Annotated in this window: 20 protein-coding genes and 2 tRNA genes; all 22 read right to left on the minus strand. The window is 37.0% G+C overall.

Going from position 1 to position 20,153, the window contains the following annotated elements; translation table 11 throughout:
• Positions 1-392: 392 nt before the first annotated feature.
• On the minus strand, positions 393-1,892 hold the full coding sequence (gene lysS, locus ACQKNI_RS25360) for a lysine--tRNA ligase (protein WP_088233048.1): 1,500 nt from the start codon (positions 1,890-1,892) through the stop codon (positions 393-395).
• Positions 1,893-2,051: 159 nt separating this feature from the next.
• Complete coding sequence (gene dusB / locus ACQKNI_RS25365) at positions 2,052-3,050, minus strand: tRNA dihydrouridine synthase DusB (RefSeq protein ID WP_088233047.1); 999 nt, start codon at positions 3,048-3,050, stop codon at positions 2,052-2,054.
• A 23-nt stretch (positions 3,051-3,073) separates the two neighbouring features.
• Positions 3,074-3,277, minus strand: a complete 204-nt coding sequence (locus ACQKNI_RS25370) for a helix-turn-helix domain-containing protein (RefSeq protein WP_000387027.1) — start codon at positions 3,275-3,277, stop codon at positions 3,074-3,076.
• Positions 3,229-3,744 carry a 2-amino-4-hydroxy-6-hydroxymethyldihydropteridine diphosphokinase gene (gene folK / locus ACQKNI_RS25375; RefSeq protein ID WP_088233046.1) on the minus strand — a complete coding sequence of 172 codons (516 nt, stop codon included), beginning with the start codon at positions 3,742-3,744 and terminating at the stop codon, positions 3,229-3,231. Before folK ends, ACQKNI_RS25370 begins: the two co-directional genes overlap by 49 nt.
• Positions 3,741-4,103 carry a dihydroneopterin aldolase gene (gene folB, locus ACQKNI_RS25380; protein ID WP_088233045.1) on the minus strand — a complete coding sequence of 121 codons (363 nt, stop codon included), beginning with the start codon at positions 4,101-4,103 and terminating at the stop codon, positions 3,741-3,743. Before folB ends, folK begins: the two co-directional genes overlap by 4 nt.
• Entirely contained in the window at positions 4,104-4,964 is an 861-nt protein-coding gene (gene folP / locus ACQKNI_RS25385; protein ID WP_141552109.1) for a dihydropteroate synthase, read from the minus strand.
• On the minus strand, positions 4,939-5,811 hold the full coding sequence (gene pabC, locus ACQKNI_RS25390; protein WP_088233043.1) for an aminodeoxychorismate lyase: 873 nt from the start codon (positions 5,809-5,811) through the stop codon (positions 4,939-4,941). The genes folP and pabC overlap by 26 nt, the downstream gene beginning before the upstream one ends.
• A complete protein-coding gene (gene pabA / locus ACQKNI_RS25395) occupies positions 5,805-6,392 on the minus strand; it encodes an aminodeoxychorismate/anthranilate synthase component II (RefSeq protein ID WP_088233042.1) in 588 nt (195 codons plus the stop codon). Before pabA ends, pabC begins: the two co-directional genes overlap by 7 nt.
• Before the next feature lie 5 nt (positions 6,393-6,397).
• Positions 6,398-7,795, minus strand: coding sequence for an aminodeoxychorismate synthase component I (pabB, locus tag ACQKNI_RS25400; RefSeq protein WP_088233041.1), 1,398 nt, complete (start codon positions 7,793-7,795; stop codon positions 6,398-6,400).
• A 222-nt stretch (positions 7,796-8,017) separates the two neighbouring features.
• A complete protein-coding gene (gene cysK / locus ACQKNI_RS25405; protein ID WP_088233040.1) occupies positions 8,018-8,941 on the minus strand; it encodes a cysteine synthase A in 924 nt (307 codons plus the stop codon).
• Between the two features lie 111 nt (positions 8,942-9,052).
• On the minus strand, positions 9,053-9,928 hold the full coding sequence (hslO, locus tag ACQKNI_RS25410) for a redox-regulated molecular chaperone HslO (RefSeq protein WP_088233039.1): 876 nt from the start codon (positions 9,926-9,928) through the stop codon (positions 9,053-9,055).
• A 6-nt stretch (positions 9,929-9,934) separates the two neighbouring features.
• Positions 9,935-10,723, minus strand: coding sequence for a type III pantothenate kinase (locus tag ACQKNI_RS25415; RefSeq protein ID WP_088233038.1), 789 nt, complete (start codon positions 10,721-10,723; stop codon positions 9,935-9,937).
• A 244-nt stretch (positions 10,724-10,967) separates the two neighbouring features.
• Positions 10,968-12,869 carry an ATP-dependent zinc metalloprotease FtsH gene (ftsH, locus tag ACQKNI_RS25420; protein ID WP_088233037.1) on the minus strand — a complete coding sequence of 634 codons (1,902 nt, stop codon included), beginning with the start codon at positions 12,867-12,869 and terminating at the stop codon, positions 10,968-10,970.
• A gap of 85 nt (positions 12,870-12,954) precedes the next feature.
• The gene (gene hpt, locus ACQKNI_RS25425) at positions 12,955-13,497 is read right to left on the minus strand and encodes a hypoxanthine phosphoribosyltransferase (RefSeq protein WP_000981842.1); all 543 of its coding nucleotides are present in this window, start codon (positions 13,495-13,497) and stop codon (positions 12,955-12,957) included.
• Positions 13,494-14,924 carry a tRNA lysidine(34) synthetase TilS gene (gene tilS / locus ACQKNI_RS25430; protein WP_088233036.1) on the minus strand — a complete coding sequence of 477 codons (1,431 nt, stop codon included), beginning with the start codon at positions 14,922-14,924 and terminating at the stop codon, positions 13,494-13,496. The genes hpt and tilS overlap by 4 nt, the downstream gene beginning before the upstream one ends.
• A 254-nt stretch (positions 14,925-15,178) precedes the next feature.
• Complete coding sequence (gene spoIIE / locus ACQKNI_RS25435) at positions 15,179-17,650, minus strand: stage II sporulation protein E (RefSeq protein ID WP_140417518.1); 2,472 nt, start codon at positions 17,648-17,650, stop codon at positions 15,179-15,181.
• A 259-nt stretch (positions 17,651-17,909) separates the two neighbouring features.
• Positions 17,910-17,981, minus strand: a tRNA-Glu gene (locus ACQKNI_RS25440).
• A gap of 13 nt (positions 17,982-17,994) precedes the next feature.
• Positions 17,995-18,068: transfer RNA gene (locus ACQKNI_RS25445), tRNA-Met, on the minus strand.
• A 160-nt stretch (positions 18,069-18,228) separates the two neighbouring features.
• Positions 18,229-18,714, minus strand: coding sequence for a S1 domain-containing RNA-binding protein (locus ACQKNI_RS25450; protein ID WP_000021451.1), 486 nt, complete (start codon positions 18,712-18,714; stop codon positions 18,229-18,231).
• A gap of 87 nt (positions 18,715-18,801) precedes the next feature.
• Positions 18,802-19,161 (minus strand): cell division protein DivIC, encoded by a 360-nt coding sequence (gene divIC / locus ACQKNI_RS25455; RefSeq protein WP_001208736.1) that lies wholly within the window; start codon positions 19,159-19,161, stop codon positions 18,802-18,804.
• Positions 19,158-19,811 carry a spore cortex biosynthesis protein YabQ gene (gene yabQ, locus ACQKNI_RS25460; protein WP_088233035.1) on the minus strand — a complete coding sequence of 218 codons (654 nt, stop codon included), beginning with the start codon at positions 19,809-19,811 and terminating at the stop codon, positions 19,158-19,160. Before yabQ ends, divIC begins: the two co-directional genes overlap by 4 nt.
• Positions 19,808-20,116: a sporulation protein YabP gene (yabP, locus tag ACQKNI_RS25465; RefSeq protein WP_001059102.1), complete on the minus strand. Its 309-nt coding sequence runs from the start codon at positions 20,114-20,116 to the stop codon at positions 19,808-19,810. Before yabP ends, yabQ begins: the two co-directional genes overlap by 4 nt.
• Positions 20,117-20,153 lie beyond the last annotated feature (37 nt).

Genomic DNA, 20,153 nt, shown 5'->3' on the forward strand with positions numbered 1-20,153 from the left:
CAGGATCAAACTCTCCAATAAAGTTAGTTTGTCTAGCATCTAAAATAAAAATTGACGTTTCACGTTGTTTGTTTCGTTCAGTTTTCAAAGAACTTCTTCATCGCTCAGAAGCGACTTTATCAATATAACATTTCGTTATATTTTCGTCAACAACTTTTTTTAATAAGTTGTTTTTCGTTTGTTTTGTTTGTTACCTTTCGTGGCAACGAATATAAATATACCAGTTTGATTATTAAAATGCAATAGTTTTTCTAATAAAATTTTTAACTTAGTAAAAAAGTATAAAAACAGTACATTTCTTCTATATAAATATAACTTTCTACACTATCAAGACCTACTATCTCAAGTAACTCACACTCAAATAAAAAAAGCTTTGGAGAAATCTCCAAAGCTTAGTCTTGTTTATGGCGCATAGCCGGGAATAATAATACATCACGAATAGATGGTGCATTCGTTAATAGCATAACAAGACGATCAATACCAATTCCTAGTCCACCTGTAGGAGGCATACCATACTCAAGAGCTTCGATATAATCGTCATCCATCATATGAGCTTCATCATTACCTTGCTCGCGTTCTTTTAATTGAGCTTCAAAACGTTCTTTTTGATCAATTGGATCATTTAACTCAGTGAATGCATTTGCATGCTCACGTGCAACGATGAATAATTCGAAACGATCTGTAAATCGTGGATCTTCATCATTCTTTTTCGCAAGTGGCGAAATTTCTACCGGATGACCGTAAATAAATGTTGGTTGAATTAATTTATCTTCTACTTTTTGTTCGAAGAACTCATTAATAATATGACCAACTTCCATTGTATCTTTAATTTCTACATTATGTTCTTTTGCAAGTTCACGCGCTTCTTCTACACTCATTGGATTCCAGAAATCAGCTCCAGAGTATTGCTTGATCGCATCTACCATATGAAGACGTGTCCATTCTGGTTCTAGATTAATTTCATAATCACCGTATTGGATTGTTGTTGTGCCCAATACTTTTTTCGCGATATGAGCAACCATATCTTCTGTTAACTTCATAATATCTTTATAATCAGCATACGCTTCATATAATTCAATCATCGTAAACTCAGGGTTATGACGAGTTGATACACCCTCATTACGGAATACACGTCCGATTTCATAAACTTTTTCTAATCCACCCACAATAAGGCGTTTTAAATGAAGTTCAATCGCGATACGCATATATAATTCCATATCTAACGCATTATGGTGTGTAGTGAAAGGACGGGCAGATGCTCCACCTGCAATCGCGTGCATCATAGGTGTTTCTACTTCAAGATAACCATTGTCATCTAAATATCTTCTCATTTCACGAATGATCTTACTACGAGTAACGAACGTTTCACGACTTTCCATACTTGTAATTAGGTCTAAATAACGTTGACGATAGCGTTGTTCAACATCTTTTAATCCATGGTATTTATCCGGTAATGGACGAAGAGATTTTGTTAATAGTGTAAAACCTGTTGCTTTTACTGAAAGTTCTCCAACATTTGTTTTGAACACTTTACCTTCAATACCTACTAAATCACCTAAATCTGCTGTTTTAAATAATTCGTACTCTTCATCTCCCACAGCATCTTTACGAACATAAATTTGAACTTGTCCATGTAAATCTTGAATGTGTGCAAATCCAGCTTTCCCTTTACCGCGTTTTGTCATAATACGACCAGCGATAGAAACAGAGATTTCTTTCTCTTCTAGTTCTTCTTTAGAGAACTCTCCATATAAGCTTAATAAATCATTTGTTGCATTTGTGCGTTCAAATCGTTTACCGAACGGATCGATTCCTTGTTCACGTAAGTTATGTAACTTTTCACGACGAACAAGCAATTGGTCGTTTAATTCTTCGTGGTTCATGTTATCCATGATATTGATATCACTCCAGCTCTATTTAATTTTATAATATATACAGTATAGCATTTTCTACCCAACTAGAAAAACTGCCAGCTACTAACTGGCAGTTCTTCTTTCTTTCACGTAATTATAGGAAGTGAATAGAAGAATGTCAATCTTCTCTATCTAGTATTAACCAACGTGAATTGTTTGTTGTTTTGCTTCAACTTCTTCTACAAATGCACCTAATACATTCGCAAGGTCTTCACGTGTATTACAAGCATTGATACCATTACGCACACTCGCATTACCACGAACACCTTTTAAATACCAAGCTGCATGCTTTCTCATCTCTCTTACAGCGACATTTTCATTCTTTAAGCCGATAAGACGATCTAGATGCAACATACATACATCAATTTTTTCGCGCACTGTAGGTTCTGGCATTAATTCACCGGTCTCCAAATACTTTACCGTACGATAAATCATCCACGGATCCCCAAGAGCAGCGCGACCAATCATAACGCCATCTACGCCAATTTCATCAAGCATACGCTTTGCATCTTGCGGTGTTTCGACATCACCATTTCCGATAACTGGAATATTTACAGCTTGCTTTACTTGTTTAATAATATCCCAGTCTGCTTTACCTTCATACATCTGCACTCGTGTACGTCCATGAACCGCTACTGCTTGTCCACCAGCACGCTCAACAGCTCTAGCATTTTCTATTGCGAAAATATGATCTTCATCCCAACCAATACGCATTTTAACTGTTACAGGTTTTTCAACAGCATCTACAACTGCTGCTACCATTTCATATATTTTATTTGGATCTAAAAGCCACTTCGCTCCCGCATCACATTTAGTGATTTTCGGCACTGGGCAACCCATATTAATATCAATAATGTCTGCTGTTGTATATTTATCTACGTATTTCGCAGCATCTACAAGAGTTTCTTTCTCACCACCAAAGATTTGTAAACTTAACGGCTTTTCTCTCTCATCGATATATAACATATCCAATGTTCTTTTATTATTAAGTAATATCGCCTTATCACTTACCATTTCAGCACAAACTAAACCTGCGCCAAATTCTTTTACTGTCAAACGGAATGCAGAGTTACACACTCCCGCCATCGGTGCTAATACAACCGGATTTTTCATCTCAATATTTGCAATCTTTAACAACCGACTTACTCCTTCCTTTACAGTTACTTCGGCATTAATTCATCTATTGAAACCTTTAATGCCTTCGCAACTTCTACTACAAAGTCTTGAGAAGGCGATCGATTTCCCCTCTCGACCTCTCCTAAAACAGATACAGATACCCCTAATTCTTTAGCAAAACCTTCTTGCGTATAACCTTTTAGCTTTCGAAAAGCACGAATGCGTCTTCCCCATTTTTCTGCTTCCATACCGTTACTCCCTCTCGCCTTTTCATTTCTTCTACTTGTGAACGTGAAATGTCTTGTTTAATATCTGGATTAATCTCTAACAACGGAACGATAACAAAAGCTCTTTCAAACATCCGAGGATGTGGAACAATAAGATTCTCTGCTTCAATATTTTCTTGATTATAGAGCAAAATGTCAAGGTCGATGGTTCTCGGCCCCCACCTTATTTCCCTTTTTCTTCCTAAATCATTTTCTACTTTTTGTGTTACTTTCAATAATTCTTGCGGTGATAAATTGGTAGAAATTTTTATAACTAAATTTAAAAAACAACTTTGATCAGTATAGCCAACCGGCTCAGTTTCATATATAGATGACATATCATCAACTTGGATATATGGGATTTTGTTTAGAAATCGAATCGCTTCGGTTAAATACGTATAACGCTCTCCAATATTTGACCCCAATGCAATGTACGCTATATTATTCATGATCGTTCTCTCGTAATTTCTACTGCCACAGCACGATAATGCCCCGGTATCGGTGGATCTGGTTTAATTACCTTAATTGTACACCGTGCAATACCCTCATATTGTTTCAATATATCTGCAGCAATATTTTCAGCGATACTCTCTACAAGCTTATATGTTCTATCCTCAACAACTTTTCTACATAGTTCAAAAAGCTCTCCATAATTGACCGAATGCTCTAAGTCATCGCTTTCTCCCGCGCGTTTTAAATCCAATTCCACTGTTAAGTCGACTTTGAATCTCTGACCTAATTTATTTTCCTCTGGGAATACACCATGATAACCGTAAAACTCCATATCATGGATATAAATTTTATCCAATTACTTTGCCCCCTTACCAATCATCGCATCCATCATCTTAGCCATGCGCGCCATTTCTTTCACATCATGAACGCGAACAAACTCACAACCCTTTTCAATACCAAGACAAACAGTAGCTCCCGTTCCTTCAAGACGTTCCTCTACTGGTAAATCTAGTACATGCCCAATAAAGGATTTCCTTGAAGTGCCTAAGAGAACTGGATACCCTAGCACATTTAACTGCTCTAAATTACGCATCGCTTCTAAGTTTTGTTCAGGTGTTTTCGCAAAGCCGATGCCCGGGTCTAAAATAATATTTTTATCTCTCACACCAGCATCTTTCGCAATTTTAATGCTGTCATACAAATCAGCAATCATATCCGCCATTAGATTACGATAATTCATATTATCGCGGTTATGCATCAAAATGATAGGCACATCATAATGAGCTGCAACTTCAGCAATTTTCGGTTCCGCCTTCGCTCCCCAAATATCATTAATAATATGAGCACCAGCCTCTATTGCTTGCTTTGCAACTTCAGCTTTATATGTATCAATAGATATAGGCAATTTTACTTCTTTTGAAACTGCCTGAATCATCGGAACAACTCGCTTGATTTCTTCTTCTACTGATACTTTAGCAAAACCTGGGCGAGTAGATTCACCACCAATATCGATAATATGAGCACCTTCATCTCGCATTTCTTTTGCATGGCGCACTGCGGCCTCTACCTCATTGTAACTCCCGCCATCCGAAAATGAATCTGGCGTTACATTTAAAATCCCCATAATTAATGTCTTTTCATTTAAATTCAATGTATATTTACCGCAGCGCAAATCATAATCCCACTTCAAACTACACATCTCCTCTTCGCAATTCATTTCTGCTCCACAATTTCTCTCTCTGCATTTCATAAAGATTCGTCAATCTTTTTGTAACCACTCCCACTTTACCCGGGAAATCTCGCCCTTCTATATGATAAAGTGGAACAACTTCTTGAATGGAGTTTGTTACGAAGACTTCATCTGCTGAAAGTAATTCACCTTTCGTAAAGAAACCTTCTTTCACCTCTACACTAAGTTCCTCTGCAACCTTTATAATAAACGCACGAGTGATACCATTTAAAATTCCTGTTTTTAGTGAAGGTGTATACAAAACATTATCTTTCACAAAAAAGAGATTCGAAACAATACCCTCTGCGACATAACCTGCTTCAGTAAGGAAAATACCTTCCTTATTCACAACATTTCCAATTTCGCGCTTCCCTAAAATGTTATTTAAATAGTGATGAGATTTCAAGCGCAACGTCCCTTCCGGCGTATTGCGCACTTGTTTTAAAATAACCCCTTCTTTTTCCACTATATCCCCTGGGGCTGCTAAAGGTTTTATAAAAACAATAACAGACGGTTCTTCATACATTTCGGTTTGCAATCCTATTTCATCTATACCCGCCGAAACATTAAAGCGTACATATGCATGCTCCAATTCATTCTTAGCGAGCAAATTTTTCAAAATAAACATTACATCCTCTTTTGTCATTGTCCATTTAATTTGCAATGTATCCAACGCATCTATTAAACGGTCATAATGGTCATCCAACAAAAAGGGATGACCATTATAAATACGAAACGTCTCAAAAACTCCAAGCCCATATAAATAACCATGGTCATAAGGAGAAATTTTCGCTTCACTCGTTTTTACGTACTCACCATTTACGTAAATTAACATGATGCCACACTTGGACTATATTTACGAATGAAATTCTGCAGTAACTCTTTTCCATGAGAAGTCATAATAGATTCTGGGTGGAACTGTACACCTTCAATCGGCAATGTCGTATGACGAAGCGCCATAATTTCCCCTTCCTCTGTCCAAGATGTTACCTCTAAACAATCCGGTAACGTCTCTTTCTTAACAATAAGGGAATGGTAACGCGTTGCAGTAAACGGATTAGGAATATCCGAAAAAATCGTCTTTCCGTCATGGTGCATAGGCGACGTTTTCCCATGCATTAACCGCTCCGCACGAACAACCTCTCCACCAAACACCTGTGCAATAGATTGATGCCCAAGACAAACTCCAAAAATCGGAATCTTTCCAGCAAAGTATTGAATAGCTTCCATACTAATCCCTGCTTCATTCGGACTACACGGACCTGGCGAAATCATTAAAAAGTCTGGCTTCATATCCTCAATATCCGAAATAGTCACTTCATCATTACGCTTAACAACAAGATCTTGTCCAAGTTCTCCAAGAAACTGCACTAAATTAAATGTAAAAGAATCATAATTATCAATCATTAATATCATTTCTCTCACCTAACCGTTTCTTCGCTACGTTCTTTTGCACGCCATAAAGCAATCGCCTTTTTTAACGACTCTTTATATTCATTTTCTGGATTCGAATCAATTACAATTCCCGCTCCTGCTTGTACATGCGCTTTTCCATCTTTAGCAAGAAGTGTCCTAATTACAATATTCAATTCTGTATCTCCAGAATAACCGATCCAACCGATTGAACCTGTATAAATCCCTCGGCGAACAGGTTCTAATTCTTCAATAATTTCCATCGTACGTATTTTCGGGGCACCAGTAATTGTCCCCCCCGGGAATACAGCCTTCACTAAATCAAAAGCATCTTTATCTTCTTCCACCTCACCACGCACATTAGAAACAATATGCATAACATGTGAGTATTTCTCAATTACCATAAATTCATCTACTTCTACAGTGCCATATTTACAAACACGCCCTAAATCATTTCGTTCTAAATCCACAAGCATGACGTGCTCTGCTCTTTCTTTTTCATTCTCAATTAATTCTCTCGCTAATTCTTCATCCTCTTGCTCGTTCGCCCCTCTAGATCTTGTTCCAGCAATTGGTCTTGTGCTTACTTCGGTTCCTTGTTTCTTAATTAGCAACTCTGGCGATCCACTAACAATTTGAAAATCCCCAAGCTCCAAGTAACCCATATATGGAGATGGATTAATTTCACGAAGACTCGTATAAATTTCTAGCGGGTGTGTTTGTAACGTTCTTTCTTGTCTTGTCGACAAGTTTACTTGGAACACATCACCAGCACCAATATATTCTTGAATACATTCAACCGCCTTCATAAAGCTTTCTTCAGTAAATGCAACTGCTTCACTTTTCTTTTCAGGGCACACAAACGGTATAGTCACTTCCGGCGCTTCTGTCGCCCAAAGAACCTTCCATTCATTTAATCGCTCTTTTGCCTCTTCATGCTTATCTACATAATGCGTAATAATCCATAATACTTTTTCTTCTTGATCATATACAAACACATCATCAAATAACAAAAAGAATATATCAGGTATATTAATGTCATCCTCCGCAAGAGAAGAAAGTTTTTCGATGTAACGGATACAATCATAACTAAAGTAACCAATCGCTCCACCTTGGAAAGGCGGGTACTCCGGATTATAGTCTGTTTTCCATTTCTCCATATATTCTTGCATTAAATCTAATGGATTCCCTCGCTTTATTGTTTCCTTACCACTTTCGCTTATATGTAACGTTTCATCCTTCCCTTGGATTACCGCTACCGGATTTAGCCCCACAATGTTATAACGGCCACCACGTCCACTTTCTAACAAAATATGCTGCGGCTTATCCTGAGAAAGAAATTTATATTGTTTAAAAAAGTCTAACTGATATGGAATAGAAAGCGCTAAAGATTTTCTTCGTTGCATATCAACACCCCGTCTTCTTTTATCCCACCCTCTTAGATTAATCATTCCAAACTACATATGTTATGTATATGGAGAATGACTATACTCGAGGGCTAGTGAAAATAAATTAATTATACTACCTCTTATTTTACATGAAGTTTTCTAGTCATTCACTCTTTTCCTATTTCCAATCCAAAAAGAAAAAGCATCCTTTTTCAAGGATGCTTTTTCAATCACATTTAATTAGGATTCAAATTGATAAAGTGGTGTACTTAAATACCGTTCACCATTACTCGGGATAATAACAAGTACCTTTTTCCCTTTACCTAACTTTTTGGCAACTTCTGTCGCTGCATAAATAACTGCCCCTGAAGAGATACCGACTAAAATACCTTCCTCTTTAGCCACTCTTCTCGCATATTCGAACGCTTGCTCTGCCTTTACTTGAATGATTTCATCATATATCTCTACATCCAATGTCTCCGGAACAAATCCCGCTCCAATTCCTTGGATTTTATGTGGACCCGGTTTTCCACCAGATAACACTGGCGAATCCGCAGGTTCTACTGCATAAATTTTAATATCTTTATACGCTTCCTTCAGCACTTCGCCAGCACCAGTAATTGTCCCACCTGTACCAATACCCGCAATAAACGCATCTAGTTGATCACCCATTTGTTCAACAATTTCTGGACCCGTTGTTAAACGATGAATTTCTGGATTCGATTGATTTTTGAACTGTTGCGGTATAAAGTAGCCATGCTCTTTCGCTAATTCAGTCGCTTGACGAATTGCTCCGCCCATTCCTTCAGGTCCTGGAGTCAATACTAATTCAGCACCGTAAGCACGTAATAAATTACGACGCTCCACACTCATTGTTTCTGGCATTACTAAAATTGCCTTATATCCTTTAGCAGCTGCTACCATCGCTAAGCCAATTCCTGTGTTACCACTTGTTGGCTCAATGATTGTATCGCCTTCTTTTAACAATCCTTTTTTTTCAGCATCTTCAATCATAGCTAATGCAATACGATCTTTAACACTGCTCCCCGGATTCATAAATTCTAATTTCAAATATATATCTGCGCTGTCTGATTCTACGATGCGGTTCAACTTAACGATCGGCGTTTTCCCGATTAATTCTGAAACTGATTGTGCCACTCGCATTCCTGTCACTCCTAACACCGAGTATTTTTATTGGTTTTATCTATATTTAGATTTTGTCAGAAAATTCCCTGTTTGTCAATCAATTTGAAAGAGCGCTCCCTTTAATCCTTATTACAGATTCTCAATTAAATTTGTAATATCTTCTTTAGAGAACTTGTATCGCTCATTACAGAAATGACAATGAACTTCTGTCTCTTCCTCTTCTTCACGAACTTGCTCTAACTCTGTTTTACCTAAACTAATTAACACACTCTCAATACGTTCGCGTGAGCATGTGCAATTAAATTGAACATCCATCGTTTCTAATACTTTTACTTTATCTTCCTCAAGAACTGCATATAGTAACTCCTCTGGAGAAAGACCTTGTTCGATCAACGTTGATACAGGAGGGATTTTTTGCAAACGATCTTCAATGAATGAAATTGTTTCTTCCTGTGCACCCGGCATAATTTGAAGAATAAATCCACCTGCAGCTAATATGCTGTCATCTCCATTTACAAGAACACCAACACCTACAGAAGAAGGCGTCTGTTCAGAAACTGCGAAATAATACGTGAAGTCTTCCCCTAATTCTCCGGAAACGATTGGGGATTGACCGATAAACGGCTCACGCATACCAATATCTTTGATTACTGTTACAAACCCTTCTGTACCTACCGCTTGATATACACGTAATTTCCCTTGTTCTGTTCCTTCAAAATCAACATGCGGATTTGTTACATAACCACGTACATCTCCATTTGCATGAGCATCCACTAAGATAGGGCCGATTGGACCGTTACCTTCCACCTTAATCGTTAACTTTTGGTCACCTTTTAACATTGCGCCCATCATTGTACCTGCAGTCAAAGAACGACCAAGCGCCGCTGAAGCTGTTCTCCATGTATCATGACGTCTTTGCGCCTCACTTACTGTGTTTGTTGTACGTACACTATACGCACGCACTTCCCCATCAAAAGCTAACGCTTTTACTAAATAATCTTTCATACGTATTTATTCACCTTTCTCATGTTGTAAATTTGCATTACGCTCATATAACATATATAAACCTTTTAACGTTAAAAATGGATCTACAACATCAATTACATTCGATTCTTCTGAAATTAATTTCGCCAATCCACCTGTTGCAATAACTTTCGGTTCTTGTTTAGCTTCCTCTTTCATACGCTTAACAATACCTTCCACTTGTCCAACGTATCCATAAAGGATTCCGGATTGCATTGCACTTACTGTATTCTTTCCAACAACACTACTTGGTTTTGTAATTTCAATTCGAGGAAGTTTTGCAGCCCTACTATATAAAGCCTCTGCTGAAATCATAATTCCTGGCGTAATAACTCCACCCATATAATGCTTTTCTTCGTTAATATAACAATATGTAGTAGCCGTACCAAAATCAACAATGATAAGCGGACTTCCATACAAATGGATTCCTGCTACTGCATTTACAATTCGGTCTGCACCTACTTCACGTGGATTTTCATATTTAATATTTAGTCCCGTTTTTATTCCAGGCCCTACTACAAGCGGTTTAATTTTAAAATATTTTTCACACATGCGTTCTAAAGCGAACATAATTGGCGGTACAACTGAAGACACAATAATACCTTTCACATCTCCAAACGAAAGACCCTCATGCTCAAGTAACTGTTTCACAAGCATCCCATACTCATCTTCTGTTTTATGACGATCTGTTTCCATGCGCCAATGCTGACGAAGTTCCCCCTCTTCAAACACACCTAACACCGCATTTGTGTTCCCTACATCCAATACAAAAATCATATTCTCACCACTTATCTTATTTAATCTATATTTGTGCAGTATGTATAAAACTTATAAAAACATCATATCACACATACTTATATAATCAGTTTTTCTATACTCATCATTTTACAAAAAGATTGCTCTCTATTTCAATTTTTAATACTAGTTTTACTAAAATTACTTTATTCCATAAACTCTCAATAGTAATCAGAAAAAAATTTAACAAACAAAAAAGGAGTGACTATCGTCACTCCTTCAGCTCTTACTTATCTTCTTTATCTTCATCGTCTTTCTTCATGTTGATGTTTACTTTCACATCAGCTGAAGATGTTGGACGTTCTGGCAATCTGCCATAGTCACATAAATGATTGATTTGCTCTGCATCTAATGTTTCTACTTCAAGTAACGTTTTCGCAATAAGATCTAGTTTATCACGATTTTCAGTAAGAATTTGTTTTGCACGAGCATAACATTCTTTCATAATCGTTTGCATTTCCACATCGATTTCATGCGCAATCGCATCACTATAGTTTTGTTCTGAATGGAAGTCTCTTCCTAAGAACACTTGACCACCTTGTGAGCTACCAAATTGCATCGGTCCAAGCTTATCACTCATACCAAATTCTGTAACCATGCGTCTTGCAATACCAGTCGCACGTTGGAAGTCATTATGAGCACCTGTACTTACTTCACCAAATACAATCTCTTCAGCTACTCGACCACCAAGTAAACCAGTGATTTTATCAAGTAACTCTGGTTTTGTCATGAAGTAACGATCTTCTTTCGGAAGCATTACTGCATATCCACCAGCTTGACCACGAGGGACAATTGTTACTTTATGAACGACATCAGCTTCATCAAGAACAACACCAATTACAGTGTGGCCCGCTTCATGGAAAGCAACGATATTACGTTCTTTTTCAGAGATAACACGACTTTTCTTAGCTGGACCTGCAATAACGCGATCCGTAGCTTCATCAATGTCACTCATGTCAATTTTTTTCTTATCTTGACGCGCAGCTACTAAAGCAGCTTCGTTTAATAAGTTTTCAAGATCGGCACCAGAGAATCCTGGTGTACGAGTTGCAATTGCTCTTAAATTGATATTCTCATCAAGCGGTTTATTACGAGCATGTACTTTAAGTACAGCTTCACGGCCATTTACATCTGGACGATCTACTGTAATTTGACGGTCAAAACGACCTGGACGTAATAACGCTGGATCAAGAATATCAGGACGGTTTGTCGCAGCGATGATAATAATACCTTCGTTTGCACCGAACCCATCCATTTCAACAAGTAATTGGTTCAACGTTTGCTCACGCTCATCATGGCCACCACCAAGACCTGCGCCACGTTGACGTCCTACTGCATCAATTTCATCAATGAAAATGATACAAGGAGCATTTTTCTTTGCATTTTCGAATAAATCACGTACACGGGATGCACCGACACCGACGAACATCTCTACGAAGTCAGAACCACTGATAGAGAAGAACGGAACGCCTGCTTCACCTGCAACAGCACGTGCTAGTAAAGTTTTACCTGTACCTGGAGGTCCTACTAATAGAACACCCTTCGGAATACGGGCACCAACTTCAGCGAACTTACGAGGATCTTTCAAGAATTCAACTACCTCAACAAGTTCTTGTTTCTCCTCATCCGCTCCAGCAACATCTCTGAAACGAACTTTTTTCTTTTCGTCATTATATAGCTTCGCCTTACTTTTCCCGAAGTTCATAACACGGCTACCGCCACCCTGAGCTTGGTTTAATAAGAAGAAGAATAAAATGAAGATAATGACAAACGGAATAATCGAAGTAAAGAATGTTACCCAAGCACTTGTTTCTTCTGCTGGTTGATACTTAACTTCAGCACCTTGCGCTTTATCATTAATTTTCTTTTGTAATTCCTCAGTATTTGGTGCATAAGTAACAAATTGTTCTCCCTGGCTAGAGTTATTAAATTGTCCTTTTACTTCAAACACACCATTTTTCGGTTGAAGTTGCACATTGCGCACTTCACCTTTTTCTAGTTTAGTAATGAATTTATCGTAGCTAACTGGTGTCGTTTTTTGCGTCGAACCATTAAAATAGCTCACGATTCCAATTACTACTAGGAATATCAGTAAATAAAAGATGGTATTACGGAAGATACGATTCATTCCTAACCTCCTCTCACGGCATAAACACTATAGTAAATCGTAACATAGAAAAACTTTCCTATACAATTGTGACGCCTGTATTTAATTAATTTGAGTAAACGCTTGGTTTTAATACTCCCACATAAGGAAGATTACGGTACTGCTCTTTATAATCTAACCCATATCCTACAACGAATTCATGCGGAACAGTAAATCCAACGTAATCCGCTTTCAGATCAACCTTACGGCCTGTAGGCTTATCTAATAACGTAACAATTTTTACAGACTTCGCTTTACGATATTTGAACAGGTCCACTAAGTAGCTTAGCGTAAGACCGCTATCAATAATATCTTCAACGATTAAAATGTCGCGACCTTCTACAGAAGTATCAAGGTCTTTTAAAATTTTCACTTCACCTGTTGAAACTGTAGAGTGACCGTAACTAGATACAGCCATAAAATCCATTTCAAGATATGTATCTGTTCTCTTTAATAAATCTGCCATAAATGGCATTGCACCCTTTAATACACCAATTGCAAGAGGTACTGTGTTTTTGTAATCCTCTGCAATAATTGCACCTAATTCGCGCACCTTTTCTTGTATTTGTTCTTCAGAAATTAATACTTTTTCGATATCTTGATTCATCATTTCATTATCCTCCCGGAAGACTCCTTGCTTTTGTAGTGAATAATCATATATTTATCCTTCTTTGCTATTTCTTTCGAAATAGCAAATGCAGATCGCTTCAACAAGGGTACCCAAATAATATTTCCACTTGCATCACAAACGACCGGCCATTCTTCCCTTTTTTCTTTTGGTACTTTCGCTTCGATAAAAATAGCTTTTATCTTTTTTGTGCCATCCATACCTTGTATTGACATGCGATCTCCATTTTCTCTAGACCGAATACGAAGTGGATATGATATATCATTATACTTAGCAACAAATACTGTTTCATTCATGTTACTTGGTATATCTTCGCTCACCTCTGTTACAAGTTTATCACCGTTCGATAATGTAATTGTCCCGGGTACTGATAAATCTTGCGAAAAAGGAGAAACAATTTCTTGTTTAAATCTAAAGCTACACTCCTCGTATGTGCGGACAATTTTTAAATCACCTGGGAAATCAAGTGAACCCGAAGGTTGTATCCGCTTAAAAAACTCAATCACTTTGTCAATATGTATAGAAGAAAGAGAAGACGGAATCTTATATTCATAAAGATAGTTTAATATTAGTTGAATCCCTCTCCTTTGTAAAGGCAAAGACATGGATTCGAAGGCAGGAATTGATAAGCTAATTTGTTTATCACTTTTTTTTGTAATTACTTTATTCATTTTCTCAAAAGCTAATTCCTGCAAATACGCCTCATCCTCTTGCATCTGCACGCTAAATTTTTGAAATTTCTCATGCACTTGTGGGTTTTCTTCTTTCAAATGAGGAAGAACATATTTACGTAATCGATTCCTTGTATATACTTCCTTTTTATTACTCGGATCTATACGGGGAATTACATTTAGCTTATTACAGTAATCAATAATTTCTTCCTTCGTTACTCCAAGTAAAGGCCTAATTAAATATCCATTATGAAAAGGACGCTTCACTGCAATTCCTGCATACCCTTTTGGAGTACTCCCTCGTACAAGACGCATTAAAATTGTCTCTACTTGATCATCTCCATGATGCCCAAGAGCTACATATCTCGCATCATATTCCTTCATTATTCTTTCCAAAAATGCATATCTGCATTCTCTAGCAGCAACCTGCGCATTCATCCCGTATTGCTGTTGATATTGCGACACGTTAATTCTTATCGTTTCACAAATAACTCCCAGCCCTTTACAAAGACTCTGCACAAACTGTAGGTCCTCATGAGATTCATCGCCTCTAAACATATGGTCTACATGCGCTACTACAATTTTCAACTGTTTTGCCTCTCTTTTTTCTAACAAATAATATAAAAGAGCCAAAGAGTCAGGACCACCAGAAACTCCTACAACAATTGTTGAACGTTCCTTTAATACATCATGCTGCTTTACAAAGTCATCTACCTTTTCAACAAATGTATCTTTCAACTTCGTAATCACCTTTCATTAAACAAGAACAGCAACGTTAGTTACCTTGTCTATAATGGTACAACTTTTACAAACATTGTGCAAAAAAAAGATATACAAAAATTACATTTTTATCTTACATCCTTCATGTATATTCACAAAAATAATAACATTATCTTTTAAAGCAAAAAACCTAGGCATCCACCTAGGTTTTTTTGTAAATAGACTATATTAATCAGTAGTGGCCAAACACCCCCATTGAATAAAGCAATTCTTTATTGCGCCTGCATCCCTACAATTGGAATCGTAGCCCACTTCGGCATATTTTTCTTTACTTTCGCCACAACAATAGTCATATCGTCGTTTATATAACCATCACCAGATCGAATTACTTCCTCCATAATAATATCTGCAATTTCTTGCGGATCTTCGGTTTGCAATTCTTTAATTTTTCGTTTCATCCATAGTTCATGATTTTCCACATGTTGCGCTCCCTCAAAAATCCCATCGCTCATCATAATAAGGATATCGCCTGTTTTTAATTGCTCACCCACCACATCAACTTCAACATCTTCAATAATTCCCATTGGCAAATTACTTGCCTCAATTTTCAAAATATTATTTGCGCGCTTAACAAAGCTCGGCGTTGATCCAATCTTTAAAAACTTTGCACTCGCATCCCGTAAATCTACCATAGCTAAGTCCAACGTCGTAAACATCTCTTCTGTCGTTCTTAAAGAAAGAATTGAATTAATAGATTTAATTGCTATTTCCTCATCAATACCTGATTGAAGTATTTTTTGTAATAATTTTACCGTTTCCTTACTCTCCATATGAGCTCTTTGCCCATTTCCCATACCATCACTAATCGCAAGCGCATACTTACCGACACTTAAATCCATCATCGCATAAGAATCACCCGAAACGAACCCACCACCTTTTGCAGCTGTGGCCAACCCTGTATCAAGAGAGTACGTCTTTGCTGAACCAAATGATATTAAACTGTGCCCATTTGGATAAGAAGATTTTTCTTCATGCTTCACAACGATATTTTCTTTTAGAATATCAGAAAGCATCGGCGCAACTAATTTTTCACATTCTCCATGTTCATTAGATGCAGCCGGAATCAACATTTCAATATCAATGCTCCCTCTATCCAAACAATAAATATCAACATGCTCCACTTCTACACCGAAATCACGAAACGCTTGCAAAATCTGTTCTTCCTGTACTTGATGATTTTCTCGTTCTTTTTGTATTTCCTTAGCGAAATCCTCCATAACTTTCGATACACCTAATAATTGTTCCGCTACTATTCTACGATTTTCTTTCATTTGTTTTCGTAATTTCTGTCCTTCATAGAAGTGATCTAATTCGCCCGCTACTAAATCTGTCACTTTTTTTCCTCGCACACAATGCTTGTCCCATTCACGAACTAACTTCCGATTATGTTGTAACGTCCCTTCTTCTGTTTCATTCATGATTTGTTTCATATAATCGTATGTTTTATCGAAATTAACTACCCAGCATTGATCCTTTTTAAAACATGTTTGACATGTTTTTGCAGTAATTGTACTTAAGAACAAATCCGCCTCTGTCTCCTTATCTTCCTCCTCCACGTACCCATATACAGAAAAGCTATTAGATAAAGCGGCAAACACATTTGCAAATTGATTAATTTTGTTCGCTGTAACATCACGCATTCTTCTTAGATATTGTTGTTGATCTTGCGAATGTTCCTGTGTACCTGGCATAAATTTAGCAATACGATCCACAACAAGTTTCGGCGTTAATAAGAAGAACATAATCGCCACACCAGATTCAATTAAAGTTGTTACGATATTTGTTTGCTTGTCTACATATAGCGTAATCAAGCTTGTCCCAATTAATAAACCTAAACTAACACCTAGACGCTTCCCTTCTTTTAACAACCCACCAAGTAATCCAGAAAAGGCAAGTAAACTAAGCTGAGACAAGCTAGACACATTCGCTAAACTTAATATTAATCCAGTAACAACCCCCACTGTAGAACCGGTGGCAGCGCCAGCAATAAATGCAAACACTAGTACTAAATACCTAGTGAAAATATGTTGAATCGAAGCATCATATACAAACCAATCTGTTGTACCCGTTAATACAGATGCTAGTAATATAATTAAACAAACTATTTCTTCTGTCTCTAATGCTTGTTGTTTTCCTTTCCTTTCTACTAAAAGCGGAACACTTTGTAAAAATATCATAGTTAATACAAAGCTAAGCCCCGCCTCAATCGTACTAACAAGTAAATCGTACATGGTGACAGTCTGTTGTGCAAAATAGACAACAACTAAGTGTGCGGTTAATGCGGAGATAAATACTTGGAATGGAACAAGTCCGACCGTTTTACGTGTAAATCGACTAAAGAAGATATTATAAATGAAGAAAGTAAAAATAGATGCAAAAGTAAAAAATAAATTATCTATCGAAACGGAAAGCGCTCCTCCCATTAGAGCTAAGAACGCGAGCGGCATTTTATCCCGCTTCATAACATAAACAGCAGCAAAAAATGGCAGTGCAAACGGTAAAATGTTTGTTAATATATATGCTCGTCCCAAAAGAAAACCAATAACAACAATAATAAATCCCCATCTAAAGAAAACCTGTTCAAACTTCATTCGCAACTTACTCGTCCACTTTATTGTTCCAAGCTGACTCTCATCCATTGCCAATGCACTTGTATTCATAGTATTCCTTCCTGCTTTAGGCATATTTTTAACACCACCTGCATAGTTTAATTACTGTCATTATAAAAGATGATTATTGGGATTTTTGTCAAAACAACAGTTTTCACTTTTATAATCGTTCGACTTTTTATTTGAAATAACTCTACATATATACACAGTATGTAATTTATCCCTAATATTTTGATTGAACATTCAGAAAATATAGGATAATTTTGTAGAAGTATTGTATATCTTAATTTATTTAACAAAAAAAGATCATGCACATTTGCATGATCTTTTTAGATGACCCGTACGGGATTCGAACCCGTGTTACCGCCGTGAAAGGGCGGTGTCTTAACCACTTGACCAACGGGCCGTTAAAATAAATATAGCGGCGGAGGGGATCGAACCCCCGACCTCACGGGTATGAACCGTACGCTCTAGCCAGCTGAGCTACACCGCCATGTCGTCTTATTTAACGGACAATTAGTATCTTACATCAGATACAATTTAAAGTCAACACATCTTGAAAACTTTTTTAAAAATATATTTTCCCATATAAAAAAGCACCCCGAGCAATCGCTCTGGGTACCTCTCTATATGTCAAGAATTAAACGGTCGTATTATCCGCGACGTGCGCCACGGCCACCACGTTTAGATTCTGTGTTACGCTTTAAAGAAGTTAAACGATCTTCACTATCTTTTAAAAAGCGCGCCATCTTTTGCTCAAATGTTTCTTTTGGAGCTCGGTCGTTACCGCCACCGCGATTATCTCTATTGAAAGAACGATTATTACGTTGTGGACGTCCAGAACGTTGTTGATCACCACCGCGTTGATATTCACCACGTGGACGATCTCCTTCTGTTTTTTCGCGCTCTTTCGCTTTCTTAATAGATAGACCAATCTTGCCATCTTTTTCAACGTTAATAACTTTTACTTCTACTTGGTCGCCCACTTTTAAGTGATCGTTAATATCTTTCACATAATTATCAGCAACTTCACTAATATGAACAAGACCTGTTAAGCCTTCTGGCAGCTCCACAAAAGCCCCAAAATTTGTAATACCTGTTACTTTACCCTGTAACTTGCTGCCTACCTCGATTGACATAAAAAAAATGCTCCTCCTTAGTGGTTAAAAAGTCAAATTTTACTTTATTATATATAATCCTAAAATATAGTGTCAATAAGACATACTCTACTTAGAAACAGGAAAAATTATCTCCCCTTTTCCAGAGAAGAAATAATCCCTTCTAGCAATCTTTAATACGTACTCTTCATCATTTAACTTTTGAACTTCGTCTTTTAGACTCTTTTCTTTATTCGTTAATGAATCCAGTTCTTTTTTCATGTCCTTAACTTTTGCTTCTTTTGCTTTAATGGAACTGTTTTGTTGATAAAACGTTACACTAATACTCGCAATAATTGTAAAAGCAAAGACAAGAAAAACCGCTAAACGGCGATAAAGTCGCTTCCTGTTCTCATCCGTTTGTATTATATGCTCTTTAACAGGATTTGGACTCTGTTTTTCGATTGTTCTTTGTCTCAGTTCCCTCATTTCCGAGGTCCCCCTAACTTCTTTTTTATACGCTCCCATAATTGGAAGATATGTCCCTTCAATTTTGCTATATATTGCAGGAACCCTACATGTTTCATTATAAAAAGTTTAACACGATTAGGGAGAAGTTTCCATATGAGCGAAGCAATAAATCGAACAGGCCAGAAAAAAACTTTCCATATGAAAAGTAATATCCAAATCACCATTTTCCATAACACATGTCCAATTGAAAGCAGTATACGAAATAAGAATAATATAAATGCAATAAATAGCTGCGCTATAATAATAACAGGTTTTATCACGAGTAGCTGTATAATTCGAACAAAAAAGTGTGTTGTTTGTACAAAAATATAGATGAGAAAATTTAACATCTTCATGTATAATGCTTTCAACATGCTTTGATATGCTGCAAAACCACATAATAATGCCAAAAACACATATATACGTAGTTCAGCCTCATTTACAAGAAGCAATACATAGAAAACGAATAATGCTTGGACAATCCAAAATAGTATATCATGTATAAATACAAGCCAACGTTTACGTTCTGAACGCTTTAAAAACCGTTGATATGTATCTAAAGACGCTCCAATCCAAGCACCCATTCCAATCATTGAAAGCATTGTATACAGCTGAATTGTTAGACTCATTTAAACAACTTACTAAAGAAACCTTTAGTTTTCTCCCCTTGATTCTCATCAATATACAGCATTTCATGAACTTTACCTTTAATCGATACAACACCTTTTTCTACATCTAAATTTTTCATTTGTAAATTTTGACCACGAATTGTTAAAAAACCCATTACAGTCTCGAGTAAAAACTCTTCGCTATCAAAACTCTCTACCTGCTTTACACCAGTAATATCGATTACACGCCTGCCACGCATAACAATATCATGCTCTACAGAAACGTTTTGTTGATTAGAAGACATAGGTGAGTAACCATTATTCACGTAAATCCCCCCATAGATTTATACTAGCTAATAGTAA

The sequence above is a fragment of the Bacillus sp. NPDC094064 genome (assembly GCF_050279585.1).
Lineage (GTDB): Bacteria > Bacillota > Bacilli > Bacillales > Bacillaceae_G > Bacillus_A.